This window comes from Pedobacter ghigonis (assembly GCF_903166585.1).
Taxonomy (GTDB): Bacteria; Bacteroidota; Bacteroidia; order Sphingobacteriales; family Sphingobacteriaceae; genus Pedobacter; species Pedobacter ghigonis.
In genome coordinates, this window is the sequence record NZ_CAESCM010000007.1 from 1 (window position 1) to 17,471 (window position 17,471).

Annotated in this window: 12 protein-coding genes; 3 read left to right on the top strand and 9 right to left on the bottom strand. The window is 41.7% G+C overall.

From position 1 onward, the window contains the following. The first annotated feature begins 1,419 nt into the window (after positions 1–1,419). Together HWV58_RS11620 and HWV58_RS11625 are read left to right on the top strand one after the other, a co-directional pair. A complete protein-coding gene (locus HWV58_RS11620; RefSeq protein WP_175634260.1) occupies positions 1,420–1,839 on the top strand; it encodes a hypothetical protein in 420 nt (139 codons plus the stop codon). Further along, a complete protein-coding gene (locus HWV58_RS11625; protein ID WP_175634261.1) occupies positions 1,836–2,159 on the top strand; it encodes a hypothetical protein in 324 nt (107 codons plus the stop codon). The genes HWV58_RS11620 and HWV58_RS11625 overlap by 4 nt, the downstream gene beginning before the upstream one ends. 349 nt (positions 2,160–2,508) lie before the next feature. Here the strand turns inward: HWV58_RS11625 and HWV58_RS11630 are convergent, their stop codons facing one another. From HWV58_RS11630 to HWV58_RS11640, 3 genes are all read right to left on the bottom strand, one after another. After that, positions 2,509–2,802, bottom strand: coding sequence for a hypothetical protein (locus HWV58_RS11630; protein WP_175634262.1), 294 nt, complete (start codon positions 2,800–2,802; stop codon positions 2,509–2,511). A 243-nt stretch (positions 2,803–3,045) separates the two neighbouring features. After that, a complete protein-coding gene (locus HWV58_RS11635; RefSeq protein WP_175634263.1) occupies positions 3,046–5,403 on the bottom strand; it encodes a hypothetical protein in 2,358 nt (785 codons plus the stop codon). A gap of 398 nt (positions 5,404–5,801) precedes the next feature. Further along, positions 5,802–7,715, bottom strand: coding sequence for a glycoside hydrolase family 97 protein (locus tag HWV58_RS11640; protein ID WP_175634264.1), 1,914 nt, complete (start codon positions 7,713–7,715; stop codon positions 5,802–5,804). Positions 7,716–7,931: 216 nt separating this feature from the next. Here HWV58_RS11640 and HWV58_RS11645 point away from each other — a divergent pair, with 216 nt between their 5' ends. Beyond that, positions 7,932–8,792, top strand: coding sequence for an AraC family transcriptional regulator (locus HWV58_RS11645; RefSeq protein WP_175634265.1), 861 nt, complete (start codon positions 7,932–7,934; stop codon positions 8,790–8,792). A gap of 20 nt (positions 8,793–8,812) precedes the next feature. Here the strand turns inward: HWV58_RS11645 and HWV58_RS11650 are convergent, their stop codons facing one another. The 6 genes from HWV58_RS11650 to HWV58_RS11675 form a co-directional block, all read right to left on the bottom strand. Next, a complete protein-coding gene (locus HWV58_RS11650; RefSeq protein ID WP_175634266.1) occupies positions 8,813–9,292 on the bottom strand; it encodes an L-rhamnose mutarotase in 480 nt (159 codons plus the stop codon). Between the two features lie 10 nt (positions 9,293–9,302). Then, positions 9,303–10,862: a sodium:solute symporter family transporter gene (locus HWV58_RS11655; RefSeq protein ID WP_175634267.1), complete on the bottom strand. Its 1,560-nt coding sequence runs from the start codon at positions 10,860–10,862 to the stop codon at positions 9,303–9,305. Positions 10,863–10,876: 14 nt separating this feature from the next. Further along, positions 10,877–12,049, bottom strand: coding sequence for an enolase C-terminal domain-like protein (locus HWV58_RS11660; protein ID WP_175634268.1), 1,173 nt, complete (start codon positions 12,047–12,049; stop codon positions 10,877–10,879). After that, on the bottom strand, positions 12,046–12,939 hold the full coding sequence (locus tag HWV58_RS11665) for an aldo/keto reductase (protein WP_175634269.1): 894 nt from the start codon (positions 12,937–12,939) through the stop codon (positions 12,046–12,048). The genes HWV58_RS11660 and HWV58_RS11665 overlap by 4 nt, the downstream gene beginning before the upstream one ends. A 133-nt stretch (positions 12,940–13,072) precedes the next feature. After that, complete coding sequence (locus tag HWV58_RS11670; RefSeq protein ID WP_175634270.1) at positions 13,073–15,424, bottom strand: hypothetical protein; 2,352 nt, start codon at positions 15,422–15,424, stop codon at positions 13,073–13,075. A 185-nt stretch (positions 15,425–15,609) separates the two neighbouring features. Further along, a complete protein-coding gene (locus tag HWV58_RS11675; RefSeq protein ID WP_175634271.1) occupies positions 15,610–17,457 on the bottom strand; it encodes a RagB/SusD family nutrient uptake outer membrane protein in 1,848 nt (615 codons plus the stop codon). Positions 17,458–17,471 lie beyond the last annotated feature (14 nt).

The window sequence follows — 17,471 nt, forward strand, 5'->3', positions numbered from 1 at the left end:
ATAGTTACCTAAATTTTACCCCATCGATCCTAGTCCTTAATAATGGGTATTACCCTAATTGTTATCTGGTCACTAAGGGAAAAAACGGTAGCGGATTGCATCATCTCTTAGGCATAAAAACCTTGACAACATAGTAATGTGCCGCTACCGCTTTAGGTAATCTGATATTTAATTTAAGTAAATAAATAGTAGTCTTTCTTAAATAAGAATATATCAAAACAAATCTAAAGGACGATTCTTCTACCGGATCTGTTATGCTGAGCGCAGCGAAGCAGCTCTTTATAGATTGCTTCACGCTACCCCACCAGCCACCCTTCGGTTCGCAATAATAATCCAGTCTGCGTATTCAGCGTAATCTGTGGGAAATAACTAGCGGAGCCTGTAATGCTGAGGGTTAATTTATTTCATAAAAATCAATATTAGGGACAGCCACTCCAGTGTCGTCATTTCGAGCGGAGTGCAACCTAGTCGAGAAATCTATTTAAAGATCTCTCCATTTCGCTGCGCTTCATCCGATAGCTATCGGATCGAGATGACGATTCTTCTACCGGATCTGTCGTGCTGAGCGCAGCGAAGCATCTCCTTAGTAGATTGCTTCACGCTACCCCACCAGCAACCCTTCGGTTCGCAATGACGGTTCTTCTACCGGATCTGTCGTGCTGAGCGCAGCGAGGCATCTCCTTAATAGATTGCTTCACGCTGCGCCACCAGCAACCCTTCGGTTCGCAATGACGAAATGATAATAATTAAATCTGCGTAATCTGAGGGAACTAACCCAAATACGATTAGATTACAAATCCCGACTAACGAGTAGCAGGGTGCTGGGCTTAAGTGGGTATCTACTCCATCGTTTCTTAACCTTTTCTCCGGCCATTCTTAACCCACCGACCGAAAGCTAGCTAAACCTGTGGTATGGGCGGGAGGCAACAGCACTAAGCTTTTACCGATGTTTAACTAAAGCAGGACTAAACATAGGGTTAAGCAGGTATAGCGCAAGCCTGGCTAAAAGGTGGCCTTAACGTGGAGTAAATGCGGAATAAAGGTGGGGTGTTGTGATGTTTTATGGATTTTTAATCAGATTAACTAAAATGGGATATTATTGCTTTTGTTTAACCTAATATACAAAAATTAAGGCTCAGGTACAAGTCTTAGCTCCAACGCACTGAAAGTACTTCATTAAAACCAATTCCGATCCTAAAAGCACAAGTCAGGAAGCAGCAATGTTCTACCTACTAAGACTTGCGCTAGAGAGGATTAATAAACGTATTGGGTTTCGTGTAAAAAAAGACATTAAAATCATAAAACAATTAATATATACACAATCAGGTTTCGATTTGGTGTAAAAAAATTAGTAACCAAAAAATTACAGTTATTTGATTATTATAATTGTGAATATTTAAATTAATCCTTTCAAAAACTATGAAAACCAAAACTCTAAAAATGATCCTTTACGCTTTTGTGTTGGGATCTCTAACTTTATCATTATTTTATGCTTGTAAAAAGAATGAAATTGTTGATAATTCAAAACTTGAACGCTTTACACTTAAAAGCGAAACAAAAGTCCAAAGTTTACCTGATGTTATTAAAAGTAAATCTCTAAAGGCTTATCTTAATGCAATAACGGAATTAGACCTTTCAACAGTGACTTTATCAAAGGTAAACGAAACAGATACGCTGGAATTTTATAAAATTTTGTATAAAAACAATCCTGAAAAGGCATTATTTTTATATCATTTTATCAATTCCGATAGTTATCTTCCTTTAGGTATTGAACATACCAACGATAGCGCAACTTCATATGATAAAATGATTGTTAGTGATTTGAGAGGGACTGTTTGAATATTCAGGAATATAAGAACAAAAAATATATTGGCTTTGTTAATGATAAGAATCTCGGTGATGTAAACGTTAAGATTAGTGGCGGACAACGTGAGAAATTGATGCTTGTAGATCCAAATGGGCCAGCTCAAATGGAAGGTTGCTATGCTTGTATTAATCGTGTATATAAAGAAACAAATGATAAATGCGCTGCCGACTTTGTCTGCGATATTGGCTGCAGCTTTAATGTTGCCTGCAAAGCACTATTTCTAGCTTCGGCAACTGCTGTATGTACCAGTGGAGGTATAGGCCCACGTCCTTGCGGTATATTCCAAGATTAACTAAAATAAACTTACTATGAAAAAGATACTTTATATTGTTATTGCAGCGTTCACCTTGTCAAGTGTTGGAATACTTATGTTTGTTAATGACGCTGACCCTAATATTTCAAGGTTAGTCATAGTCATATCGATGATCTTGAACGTAACATGGGTAATTATGTTAATTATAAAACTCCGGAAACCAGCGAACCATTTTAAGTAAGCCTGTAACAAAATTATTAAAGCCCACTCTGACGCAAGTCTTAGCACCCATAACCTGCGTAACGGACTGAATGTACTTCATTAAAACCAATTCGGATATTATAAGTACAAGTCGACCAAACCGCAACCCTGTCCGCTAGGACCTGCGCTAGTGAGGTAGAAACTTCAAAACCAATTCTTCCCATTCCTGATCGAGGCTTTGCGAAGGAAAGGGCTGTGCTGCTTTCCTGTACCAGTAACCTGCATTAAATTCATCACCTTCTTTGCGATGCAGGTAGGCATGAACATGTGCTGACTCCTGATCACTGAGGTGATCGACGAGGTTGTGGGCTTTATCCCATGCTCCTTTTCCATCATACCACAATGCCTTAACCTGAGCAGAAAGCGCAGCATCCGGAAAATCGTTTGTTAAAGTCTTTTTAAATTCTGCTATACTTCTCATGAGCAATCATGTAATATCGTGATTCGAAAATGTTCATTGTAGTTAAAGGTTTTTGCGTCCTGCTACTCAATTGTGTTTAACCTGGTTTCAAATATAACTTAAATTAAGCATGCTAGTTTGCCATACCCATAGCTTTCTTAATGAACCTTGCACAAGCGCGCTATTTACTACCCCACCTGTGCAAGTTCAGTCATTCATCACTTACTTAAATTAAACTGCGATAACAATCATATTAACAAACAGTTATTTGGCTGCTATAACCTCCGGACTGCTTATGGTTTTAATGATAAACCTGTTGATGATTTCGCTCTCTTCAGTAAATCCACAATCAAATTTGATGGTGTGTTTACCGGTTTTTAAGGCTGGAACAGGCTGTTTTAAAGTAATTTCTTTTTTAAAACCGCCTTTGCTGTTGTAAACCTTAACTGTTGTACCATTGCATACAATAGAGTTTCCGGCTTCAAATTCGCCGGGTAGTTCCAACTTAAAGTAACCATCCAGCTCTAACCACGGATTGCTGATCACGCCTTCTTTGCCGGTAAATGTAAGCGTAAAGTTTAAAGGCTGCTCTGCATTGCTGTTGGTAAATTGCCACTCTGAAAAGGTAGGTTGCCCCGGCTGTAGTAGCTGCTTGGCATGTTCAAACTTTATTTTTTTAAATGGATACAGTTTCCAGCCCTGGCTATGTTGTTCGAGATGGAAATCGTTTTCAGGATTTTTTAAGCGGCTAAGCTGGTCGGCACTAAAAATGTTCTTTTTGTAAGCTTCCTGCCAAAGTTTAATGAGTGCGAGTAACTGACTCGTATTTGGATTCTTTTGCAGGTTTTTATAACGCGCAACCAAAGCAAAACCTGCATGATAACCGGCAGCCCGGGCCATCATCCATTCTATATCCTCAGCGGTGGTTGTAGAGGATAGTAAAAACCATCCCAGCATGTTTGGCATATAATTTCTTTCGAGAAAAGGCTGATTTTCTAACCTGTAATCGCCCTGCGACTCGCGAAATCCGCCGTACCAGGGCTCACCCCAGTTCCAGTAATGGCAAATGTGCCAGTAGTAGTGACTAGATCTGCTGGTACCGTTAACCAAAGTGTGTTTGGTATCTTTAAAAACCTTCTCGGCAAAAGCCTGCATACCATAATCACCTTCCCCGGCCGATAAACAACCTTCGTGTCCGTCGAAATCCATTTGCGAAATGCCTGTTTCGTTAAAGAAGCGACCTAAATTACCGGCAATTTCCTGTTGAAGGTTAAAATTGGTAAAGAGTGTATTGTAAGGATAATCCATCATCATCCCAATCGCTGTTCCTTTGGCATGTGCAAGGGCTTTGGTGCCATAAGCCCCACGCTGGCAATCGAGTAATTTATAAGGAGCGGTAGCCGTTACTTCGCGGAAACGGATAATTTCATCGCCGATAAGCACTGCGTGTAGTGTACTTGGCTTTATATTTTTAAAATACTCGTTGGATTCGACTGTAATTTCGGTAGCTGTTGGTGCTATTTCTTCGGTTAAGATGGAGCTACCGGTTAAAGCAAGCCGCTTGTCGGGCACTGGTGTAACATAAGGATCGTTGGTGTTCACAAAATTACTAAGGGTGTGTACGCCAATACGGATGCCTTTTTTCGATGCCTTATCTACACAAACTTTCATACCTGCGTTGCCATGTGGAAAGGCGGTTGGGTTTAAAATAAAATGTCCCCACGATTGAAAGGGTCCCTCCTGGTAGAGCGACATTAGTCCTGCCTGCTGCGTATAGTTCAACATAGAATCGATATTGCTTTCGTCGAAATCAGAAATCATGTAGGCTCTTCCGGTTTCGGGCGACTGTTTGTGCCAAACGCCATTAATTAAGGGGTGTGGCAAGCCTTCGGCAAGTTCGATTGCACCAATACGCGTTAATACCTCATTTTCAGGCGCTCCAAAAAGTGCAATTTTCGAACCTACAGTGGTTTCGTTTGCAATTGCCTTAACCGGCATATTTGGATATTGGTTCCATACGGTATGTATCCTGTCTTGTGAGCGATCGAGACTAAAGGCCTGCAAACTACTGCCATAAGGCTGACTTACCGCTACCGAACCTCTTGAATAATCGGCTCCTTCTGCATTATTAAGCACACCGCCCAGCGTTTTTACATTTAAAGTTTGAAGTCCAATGGCATAACTTCCATCGCGCACTACACCAACCACTTCGCCAATGGTTTTACCAATTAGGGTTGGATAGGGTCCCCAAATCACTGCGTTTACTTTATCTTTTGCACTTAAACGTATCAATTCAAAAACCAGGTGGCTTTTCTTCTGGATAATTTTAACATCGGCAGTAATTTTCGAACCTGCAAAAGTCAGCGTAAGGGTGCCCGATTTACCATTAAATGCAGCTTGCGTTGGTTCCTCCCACTGCTGGCCGGTTTGAATTTGTAATAAGGATGCCTTTACTCCGCCAGCCAGATAGTTCTTGCCGGTTTTAGGGTTTAACAGGGTGGTAATTTGTCCTGAAGGGGAAATGTTCAGGGCAAGATCCTCGGTTTTTAGTTGTGTAGACTGTGCCCGGCTACTCAGAAAATGGAGCAGCAGTACAAAATTAATCAATAGTGTTTTTTTCATGAATTTGTTTGTGTGTGGTTTATTAAAATGATGATCGATGATCACATCACTGCTAAATTAGCCAATTTACAGCCCTCAAAACTGATGGTAAATTGACCAATACCGATGTTTTATTTGCAGCCGCATACTTGTAATACCCTAAAATTGGACAGCATTTACCTTTAATTCTGGCGTTCTATTTTTTTACAATAGGTTTTAGAATACCTGCATTATTTACCAAAAACTCCTCCCAACCAAATGGCCGGGAAGAGCTTGTATGCTTAATCCAAGAGCGAATAAGGGATGATTTGTCTGGCCTAAATTAGAAACAGCGCTCTTTAAAAACTCCTCAAATTTTGACTTTTACCGATGCTTTTTTGATGATATAAAATCCTATCGGCCTTGAGTTTAAAATCGTTCTACTTGTTTAAGGCTTTAATAACTATGGCCGCACCATTTTTGTTCTTTAAATCAATATCTAAAACAGTTGCCGAATCTACTTTCATCCGTCTGATCAGGATTTTAGTATCTGTTTGCAGGCTGGCATCGTCGGCATAAATTGTGGCTTCATATTTTACATTCTTTTTTAAAAAACTGAAAGCTAAACTGAACTTCCTGGCCTCATCTGTTAAAGTACCTACATACCAGTTATTGCCACTCCTTCGGGCAATGGTTGCATAAGCGCCAATTTTGCCATTGAGCACACGGGTATCATCCCATACGGTTGGTAAATCATCGTAAAAGGCCAGATCTGGAATTTCTGTGATTACCGGCACTGTTGCTTTTGCCGCCGAAATATTGGTCCCTGCTCCGCCTTTACCCAAGGGCGAACCAGCAGGCCGATCGTACCAATACACAAACTGCCAGGGACTATAAATACAGATGGCTTTAGCCATTTGCGAAGCATGTGAGCCCATTTGGTCTACCCTCGGGGCGAAATAACAATTGGTAGCATCGGCAGCGCCGGCCAGCATACGCGTAAATATGGTAATTAAGGCCTGCCTGTTATCGGGGCTTTCTTCATCGCCCCTCACCCCCTCCTGGGTTATTAAATTGGGATAAGTACGCGAGTAACCGGTTGGGCGGTAATCGTCGTGAATATCGAGCATCAGCTGATGAGCTGCAGCCTTTCGGATGGCTTCGTGCAGCCAGGTAATATGCGCTTGCGAGCTTACATTCACAAAACCATACTTGATGCCTTTTACGCCCCATGATTTGTACAAAGGAAGAATGGTATCGAGTTGTTTTGACAGCGCCCTTTGGTTAACGTAGAGTATAATACCTACGCCCTTCTGCTTTCCATAATCAATAATTTCGTGCAGGTTTAAAGGTCCAGGAGATCTGGAAGTATCGACATTAACAGCCAATGCGCTGGCCGCGTTATCGTATTCGTGCCCGTACCAGCCAGCATCAAACTCTACATAGCTGAGCTTATGCTTAGCGGCAAAATCGATACAGGCTTTGCCTCCGGTAGTGGTTAAAGTAACCTCGCGAATTACCTTACCGGGTTTTATCCACGATACATCTTTTATAGCATTCGGCTTATTTAAGTTTAATAATAAATAATTATTTTCCAACAGTTTAGCTTCAGAACCGGCAATCATTACATAACGCCATGGAGTAGAAAAACTTCGATCAAAAACTACTTTTCCTTTGAGCGCAGCCAGTAGTAATAAGCTGTCGGTAGCAGCACGGCTAAACCTCATCTGTGTATAATCGGTTAAAGCGGCCTCGCCCAAAGCCACAAAACAACCGGGACGCGTTCTAATTACATAAGGCCGCTCCGTTTCATTCATAGTTTTACTAACCTTCCCTGCTACGTAGCTTGCCTGCGAGTGCTGAGCAATCCAGGATGGGTGATCTTCGGTAAACTGAAAGCCGGTAAGCTCGCGGGTAATGGTTAAAGGCTTGTTAGTATTGATGTTATACCTGAAAGCCAGTCCTTCATTGTACACGCGGCAATCGATAGAAAAAGAGCGAAAAGGCTTAGTTGTTTCTTTTAATTGAATGGTAACCGCGCGGTAATGATCCCGATAGCTATCCCGTTCGCCATAAACAGGTTTCCAGCTGGTATTAATTAATTTTTCTTTAGCCAAAACCAGCTGAAGGTGATTGGATAAAGGCAGTTGATGCTCAAATTCAAAACCCATAGGTGAAGCAGCAAGTACGACCTGCCCTTTAAAATTAACCCTATAAGTTAACCCAGGTTTATCGGCAGTACCTGTACTTAAGGTTAATTCGATCTGCTTATCGGGACTTAAAATTTTGATTTCCCTGGCCTTTACAATTAACGACAGGAAGATAAATAACACTATGGGAATTAATTTTTTCATGGTTTATTTTCACTAATGAAACAACTATTTATATACACTAAAAAAACATTGATCGAACAAAACATTATTTTAAATAAATTAAAAAAGCATACTTAAAACCTGCACTAAACGTTAAACTAGTCAAATAAAATTTCAACTAAACACCGTAATATAATCATAAATATGCTTGCGTATTTCAGCTAAAATGGTGATATTTAAGCGGTAGAAATACATTTTATGGAATACAGATACGAGAACTTTAACTTTCCACCTAACCAATCATTCACCATTCGCACTGAGCCACTTGAATTGATCAAGTACACGCACATGAAGTGCCACCTCAACTTTGAAATTGCACTGATTGAAAATTGTGAAGGCAAACGATTTATTGGAGACCATACCGGAGATTTTAAAGGATCTGATTTAATATTGATGGGCGGCTATCTGCCACATTGCTGGCAATATTATGGAAGTGTAAACAGCTACCAGCAACCCCGTGTTACTGTAGTTCATTTTTTTCCTGATTTTTTAGGTAAGGATTTACTGGATAAACCCGAAGCCCGCCATTTAAAGGAGTTGTTTCACAATGCTTCTAAAGGAATCCGTTTTACCGGCAATACCTTAGAAACAGCAAAAAACCTGTTGCAGGAAATGCTGATTACCAAGGGGCTGCACCGGGCCTCCCTAATGTTGCATTTGCTCGATGTATTGGCGCAATCGGGCGAGTATTCTATCTTGGCAACCCCGGGTTTTAACATCGTCGATAACTCTGCCGATGCGGATAAAATCAACCTGATTTACGATTACATTTTCAAAAATTTCAAAGAAACGATTTCACTTTCGCATGTAGCGAGCTTAGTAAATATGAATCCGGCTGCTTTTTGCCGCTTCTTTAAAGCTAAAACGAACCGAACCCTACTCGATTTTATTAAGGAGGTACGGATTGGCTTTGCCGCCAAACTACTCATTGAAGGCACCTGCAATGTAAGCGAGGCCTGCTACAACAGCGGTCACAATAATCTGTCGAACTTTAACAAACACTTTAAAGAAATTAAAGGTCAGTCGCCCAGGTCGTTTGTAAAAGAGTATGCAGATTAAATGATTAATCCCTAATCAGCTTAGGGATTAATAAAAGAATAGATCTCTTCGGTTTGGGCCCATTTTTGTCCCGGGGCAACGCCTGTAACGCCAACCTGGTACTTACTCATAAGCGCATTCCAGGCTTTACACTTTTCGCTGTACGATTCTGCTACCTGCCCCATGCGGTTTAAATCGGCATTTTCGGGCACAGTAACGATCATCACTATCGATTTATTGAAACGGTAAAGCGTAATTTTCTTATAGCCTGCCTTTTTAAAACCAGCTTCTACTTCGGGCCAGATTTTTTTATGGTAATTCAGGTATTCCTGAACCTTTTTTTCATCATCGACCAGGTTAACTACGAAAACCAGTTCCTTGTTTTTCGTTTGCTCGGCCGCCTTCTGGCATCCCTGCATTGCCATACAAAACAAAAAGCCGGCAAGCAGCAGGCGGCGAAAATTAGCCTTCAAAAAGGTTGTATTACTGGAAATCAATGTATTCGGAAATTGTTTAATCATCAGATCGTTTTTAATTAAAGATAATGTAAATGCCTATCATTACAACCGCGAGAATAGCCCATAATACCCAAACCCGGGTTGATTTATATTTAAACTGCCTGTTGGTTTCGGCAATAGACAATAGCGGATGCTCGTGTGTATTTTTGGTAAAAAGCGAAACCAACACCATGATAACCGATAAGGCTAAAAAGATATAAAAGGATAACAGCAAAAAATGTGGCCAGTAGCCTTTGTATGGATAGTTGAGGATATGACAAAGGCCCAGTACAATGCAAAGAAGACCACCGCCATATAATACCGCTTCGGCGGCTTTGTTATTGGCCTTTTTCCAAAGTACTCCCATTAAGAAAACAACAGAAAGTGGCGGTGCCAGAATGGATACCAAACCCTGGCTTAAATCGAAAAAGCCCTTGCCCGAATAGGAATATAGCGTGGCAATAAGCAAAGCCATAACTGCAGCCAGAACAGTTACCAGTCGGCCAACCAGCCGGTTTTGTTTTTCGCTAAGCTTTTTATACTGGTTCACCACATCTAAAGTAAATACGGTACTGAACGAATTTAAACCCGACGAAATGGTATCGATTAATGCTGCAATCAAGGCTGCAATACACAAACCCATTAAACCAGGAGGCATTAACTGCTTAACCAGGGTAATGTAAGCATTATCGGGTTTGGCAATATCTTTATACAAAACAAAACACATGATGCCCGGAAATATAAAAATGAAGGGCATAATAATTTTCAGCACCGAAATAAAAACCGCACCATACTGACCTTCTTTAATATCTTTTGCAGCCAGTACTTTCTGTACAATGGTTTGATCGGTGCACCAATAATAAATAGCCACTACCGGATAGCCTAAAACAATGGCCACCCACGAATATTCGGGATCTTTAGCCGGTTGGAATAAATGCCAGTATGAAGACGGGGTTGCATTTACCAGTTGTGATATGCCTCCGATCTTGTTTATGGCAAGTACCGTGAGCACAATAGAAGATATAATGATGATGATGGACTGGAACACCCCCGTTCTAACCACAGCTTTAAGTCCGCCCAGGGTGGTAAAACTGGTTGCAATAATGGCCACCAGTACCATCGCCTTAAACAAAGGCCAGTTAAAGATCTGCGAGATTAACAAACCTCCGGCATACAAACCGCTTCCCAGCCAAACAACCATGATAGATACCAGGCTGTAAATGGTTAGGAAGTTATACGACCGTTTTCCGTACCGCACCATCAGAAACTGCGGCATGGTACTTACTTTGGTGGTGAGGTAATGCGGTACAAAAACCATGGCCAGCAGCAGCAGGAAAATCCAGGCCAGCCACTCGAAATTACTTCCTACAACTCCTTTTGTAAAACCAATACTGGCAAAGCCGATCAGCATCATCGGGCCTGCATTGGCACTGAATAGCGAAAAGCCGATTTGCCACCAGGTAAGGCTTCGGCCTCCTAAAAAAATATCTGTGGCGTTTTTCTTTTTCTGGCCGAGGTAGAAAGCCACAAAAAGCAACATCATGAGGTAGCCAAGCAGCACAACATAATCAATAAGGGCTAATGAAACATCCATATACCTGCAGGCAATTAAAGTAAAACAATTGGACTATAGGAATTCGATTTTTCGGCAGTCCAGGTTTTATTCATGTCTATTTTACCTTTACGGTTCCAGTAATCCCAATCAATCCTAACGGGCAGCCCTTCAATATCTGGTAAAACAAACCTTCCGTTTTCTAACTTAGGACGCACCGAAAAATAGGTTTCCAGTCCATGCATTAGGGTGTACAGGTATTCTACCCTGAAATTTTCGGGAGCAGCAGCCAAAATACCGGCTGTAAATAAAGAATAACTTCCGGATGAGAAATCGAGCCCGGCCCCGACGGCTAAATCGCGGACCTCCATCCACTCCCCGATACTACTCAGGTAATAAGGCGTAGGTTGCAAATGTTTCACCCCTGCATTTTTTAAAGCCGGAAAAACCTTTGCACTCCGTTCCGATTCGCCAAAAGAAATGGGAATGACTGATTTTTCGCATAACAAGGCAATATCGGTTATTGAAGCTGAATGTACAGGCTCTTCGAACCATTCGATATTTTGAGCTTCTACCCCGCTAATGAACTGCAGGGCCTGATCAACATTCCAGATCTGATTGGCATCAACCGCCAGTTTAATATCATCGCCAATGATATTACGTACATGCTTAACCCGCTCAATATCTTCCTGCATGGCTGTACCGAAATTCTTCCCGACCTTCATTTTGATACAATCGGTACCGCATTTCAGGAAATACTCGATCTCCTTTTCAAGTTCCTGATAGGAATAGTTGGTGCCTCCACCGCTGCAATACATCAGCACATCGTCTTTACCGGCATTTAAATAGCGGTGCAAAGGTTTTCCATTTCGGCGTGCAGCCAAATCATACAGGGCTAAATCAATCTGCCCTAAAATAGAAGCTGCAGTTCCCCTAAAACCCTCATTGCGAATAGACCAGTATAGTTTTTGATGGAGTTCTTTATAGGGAATATTGCGGCTGTGAAATAAAATAGGCAGCATACATACCTCGAGCAGGTGCGTATAAGCACTAAAAACGGGTGCTTCGCCTATATTTCCATCTTCATCCGTCAGGGTGATTATCGATAAACTAAATGTACCGAAAGGGCCCATCGTTGCATCCTGAAAGGGGGTAATGGCCTGTACAGGGGCTAAGCGCCTGACCTGAACTGAGTGAATATGGAATATTTCGTTATCGATAGCGTTCATCGTGTTTCATTTAAGATTGTGTTCAAATTCATTATTTCTTTAAAAACCTGTTCAGGCAAAGCCCCTCCCTGGATATCAAATAAGGTTTTTAACAATTGCTCGGAATTACCCGGGCCAATTACCATTTTAAAATCTTCTGGTATGCTAAGGATAAACCGGTGTGCCAGGGTAGACAGCGGCAGATTATACTTATCGGCAATCGTTTTGATCTGTTTGGCTTTTTCGATACTTTCTTTATCCATCCAAACGGGTGGCGTATCTACAAATTGCTGATATTTATTGCCCAGCAAGCCCATATGTAAAGGGCTGGCCGAATAGAATTCGATGTTGTTGGCCTGATAATAAGGCATACTGGTATTCAGCGCATCGTTGTAACAGGCATCTAAACGGTTAAACTCCATCACCACATCAAATACGGATGCAAAATCGTACTGCTTAAACCAATCGGGTACATTGCCGCCGATACCAATTTTTTTGGCCAGGCCATCTTGTTTAAACTTTTGCATCTGCTTAAAAATAGCCGCTAAATCATCGTGCTGTGCAATCGCGGCAGGATCGTGTAAAAACAAAACATCAATTGCTTCAACACCCAGCGTAGCCAAACTTTCGTATACGCTTATTTCCATTCGGGAAGGGGAATAATCATAAATCCCTTCGTCGGTAGCGTAGCATTTTAAGCGCCCCACCTTAGTATTGATGCGTGGCAGCTTTCCTTTCCATTGCTTTAGGGCTGCACCTACAATTTCTTCTGCATCAGCATAAGCAGGCGCGGTATCAATGGCTTCCATACCATATTCGAGCGCCAATAATATGGCACTGACCGATTCTTTCTTATCGACCGGTCCCCATATACCACCTAAGGCGGCAGTGCCTAAAACACACTTTGACAAATATTTTGATGATTGCATCTCTCTAATTTACGCTTTACCTATACGAACAAAAATATTTTTTCTGTGCACAAATAACTATTGCAATTTTGACTATTACCAATGCTTTATTGATTCTTTAATTTCTTTTACTGTTTTACTCACTGCCACCCAAAACAGTAACTTCTCCGCTTTTCCCAAGCCTTACTTTTACCGTCTCACCTGCTTTTACCGCTGCTTTAGGCCATTTGCTAAAATTGTTATAGCCCAAAGGTTGCGTTGCAGTAACGCTGGTTTCGGCAAATAGGGTAACACTGGCATCGTGGATGGTTTCATTTTTTAATTGCAGCACCGTGCCTTTAGCATCCTGTTTTATAATGTTGGCGGTAATATGATCGAACACATATAACTTCTTTTTATCGGTTTGCAGGTAAATACCGGGTAGCTCTAAGGCCATGAGCATGCCATTGGTTTCGGTCCACGAGTTACGGGTATTGATAAAATTGCCAATACTGCCTTTTCCTTCCGCATCACTGGGCTGAATGCGTTCCATGCTTGAGCCGGTTAAATTATTGGTGGTAAGGTGATGAGGAGGTACGTTAACGGCTTCTGCATGCGCATGCTGCATATCGCGAATCAGGTCGGCATACAAAGGGTTCCCTGTTGCCCGAAAAAGTTTAAACAGATAATCAGCAGAAGAGGTACAAATACCCGGCGCAGCGTGCTTGTTCTGAATGCTGGCCCAGATTGCCCCGGCCATATTACATTTCAATTGCCCGATCTGACTTTTTGCTGGAAAAACAGGGTCGTAAGATATGGCCCAGGTGGCACAAAGTGCAGCCTGCACTTCAGCTTTGTCTAACCAGCTTTTATCGCCGGTGTAATAGTATAGTGCCATTAACGATTCCATAAAGCCAAATGCGGTTTCACTATCCGAATCCATCGAAATATCGCCACAAGCACCACCGGTTAGACCTTGTTTAACCACATCGCGGTTATAATAATAGTTAGCTGAAGCTTTAGCCACCGCCAGCCAGTCAGGCTGTTTAAAGTAAGCCGAAGCCATAGCTAAACCGGCAGGAACAATGGCACCTGCGGTTGAATTGTAAATGGCTATTTTACCGTTTTCGGGGGTAATAAACTGTCCGAACTGCCCATCTTTTTTCCAGGTATTGGTAAATGCGGCTGCTAATTTCTGCGCTCCCTGTTCCCACTCAGGTTTAATCATATGGCCATAGCCCTGCGCTTTGAACAGCATTAAATGTTTCATTAACCACAGCAGCACGTCGCCGTTTTTACGCACCATGGCCTGTATTTCAGGATAAGCTGCATTCATTTCTTCGGGACGGATTTCCCCTTCAGCGGTTATACCACCATAAAAGTAGCCGCTTTTGCCCTGCAATTTGTTCATCACAAAATCGAGCTCTGCAGCCACCCGGTTCCGTTCCTTTTCATTGTTCATGGCCAGCATGGGGTAAGTATTGATCATCCCGCTCACCCATCCCAGTTGAAAATCGTTACCGTTCTCGGGCGTATAATAACTTCCGGCAGGCACCGTAATAAAGTTGTTGCTGCAAATGGTTCTTGCCATTTCCAGTTCCTTGCTCATTGGTAATTGATTGCGCGGCTGGTTGGGGCCGGTAAATGCTTTGCGCACCTTCATAAATTTGGTCAGCAAATCGGGAATGCTGTTGGCGGTAAAAACATAAATCCTGAAACTGAGGCTAAGCGCATCACCACTTTTCCAATCGGGTGCTTTATCGCCACTTGCATGGTAATCGCCAAAACCAGCCGCCAGTTTACGCATGGCAGGCGTAGTTATGCTAAAGCTACAACTATCCTGCGCTGCATTTTCGCTAATGCTCAATCCGTTATTACCAAAAGCCGATTGCTGCCCCGTAAGTACAATAAAACCCTTTTTTGCTGATTGCGAGTAAAAACACATCGCAGGAGTGGCTGTACTGGTACTTTGCAGCTCAATACGTGATGCTTTACCTTTTTCGATGGCCAGCCGTGGGTTATTAGAAATGGTTAAAGGCACATTAGGATTATAGTACATTTCGGCTGGGTAAGCCGGATTGTACGAATTGCCAATAGCATGATAACGGTTGCCATTATAAACACTTGCGGGCACCAAGACGTAATTATCGCGGCTCCATTTACTAAAATCGAATGAAGCTGATACTGCCGTTGAAGTTGCGGCTCCTTTTTCCAGCATAAAACGGGTGGTTACATCAATGGCTTCGGGTGCGCCAGCAACTTTTGCGGTTTGTACTTTCAATTGCCAGTTTGCACCATTGTACTGAAGTGAATTTTGCCTAAACTGTTGTTCGCTCAGCAGGTTTGTACCCGAATATTGCTGCACACTCAAGCGCATGCTGCCACTTAACATTTTAAGTAAACCTTGTGTTTCTGCTTCGTTATTTAATTGCCCAAACACCGGCAATTGTATAAATGCTGTAGCCAATAATAAACAACCGAGCTGTTTATACCTTTTTATAATCTTCATCTCTTTTTAAACTTTTGCCTGTTGTTAATTTCGAGGTTTTTTGTTGTTTTTCAGAAAGTATTTTGTTTCAATCCCCTGTGTTAATTTATTTTACATTGAAGGGCTCCTACCCAAAAGAGGGGGCTCGCCCCCCTCCTTTTTAAAACAAACTAATCATAACTAATTATTCCTAACTAATTGAGTCTTTATTGAAGCGGATCGAAGGTTCCACCCCATTCTTTATTTTGCGGTAACATATCAGGTTCAATTGAAATTTGCGCAGGGTTCAATGCATTAAACCAGTGATTTAAATCCAGGTTATATTTCTGGTTTATGGTTGCGTTCCGATCCAGATTATCGACATATACAGCCATAAAATTTGTCCGTACAGAAGCTGTCATAATATTATCTGTATTAGCCGGAAGTGTTGCACCTTGCTTAAGCATTAAAAGCAAACCATGCCTATAAACCTGATTATTTAAAATATCGAAGCGTTTCCATCTTCTCAAATCATTAAATCTGAACCCTTCAAAAGCAAATTCTACCTGGCGTTCATTCATTATTGCGGTTCGAATATCTGTTTGAGATGCTGCCGTGACACCATAATTTCCAATACCCACATTTATACCTGCTCGCTGACGGATTTGATAGATAGCATTGAGTGCCTCTGCCGGTTTATTTGTTTCATTAGCACACTCACTTAAATTCATTAGCAATTCAGCATAACGCATTGGCGACCAGTAACTCTTCGACCCAGTAGCCACACCAACTAACTGATTTCTATCTAAAAGGGTATCCAATCCTTTACGTTGGAAAAAACCTGTAACCGCATTTTCATCGCCATTCTGAATGATTGGAGAAATATTCTGAAACGAACCATCTCTATGCGTAAGTACAGCATTGGGCGTTGATCCGGTTTTCCAGGTCCAGGCATTCCAGTAAGAACGCGATCTTGGCGCCGTCATGCCAATGGTATTCACATCAGGTGTTGGATACACTGTGCCTCCGCAAAAAATAGTAGCATAAAAACGGCTATCGCGGTTAGTATAGAAATCATTTAAAAACTGGGCATTATAAGCTGGGTCAGACAATTGGTTTTTATCGAACTGCATGGTACTACCATCCTTTTTAGGATAAGCCAGTAACAATTGCAAAAGGGGTTGATCGTTATTGGTAGAACCATTGGTAAAAGGTAACGGCCTTATTGGTGCGAAGTTCATGTAATGATCTTGGTAATAATACTGATTAACCATTATTTGTTCTTTATTTGCTGAATACCAGATTAAACGGTAATTAGCAAACAACCCGTAACCTGCGGCATTGGCAGCATCAACGGCAGCTTTGGTAGCTGCATAGGCAGCTTGCCATCTGGTTTGATCATTGGTAGGATTAAACAAAGGGCTTGCATACCACATTAATATCCTTCCTTTTAACCCCAAAGCTGCTACTCGGGTAATTCTTCCATAATCTTCGCCGGTAAAAGTTGCAGGCAGTAATTGCGCTGCATCATCCAGATCTTTAATAATCTGTGCTACACACTCCGAAGTTTTACTCCGTGGTACTTTTAATGTTGAAGGGTTAGTCGCATCTTGTGTATGCAGAATTAAGGGCACTCCTCCTACCTGGCTTACCATTCCCCAATACGTCCAGGCACGCCAAAATTTAGCTTGTCCAATTAGCTGACTTCTTAGAGGTTCGGCCAGAATATTTGGAGAAACCTTTTCTACCTGATCAAGGAAATAATTCGTTTTATCGATATAGGTATAGTTAAGGTTTGTAAAATTAGTTGCGGCTGTAATCACACCTTGCTGGTAATTTCCCAAATTAACACCACTTCCATTTAGTCCCTCATCTGAACTAGCCCCACTACCCAACGGCCATCCAGGCATACTCCCCCCATGCACGTCATTCAAATAGGCTTTGATCATATTGGTATTAGTCCAAACATTATCGGGATTAATAACAGCAGTATTTTCATAGTCTAAGCCCTTTTTGCAGCCACCTAAGGCCAGTAAGGCAAAAACGATTAATTTATATTTATTACTAAATTTCATAATTCATTTCTTTT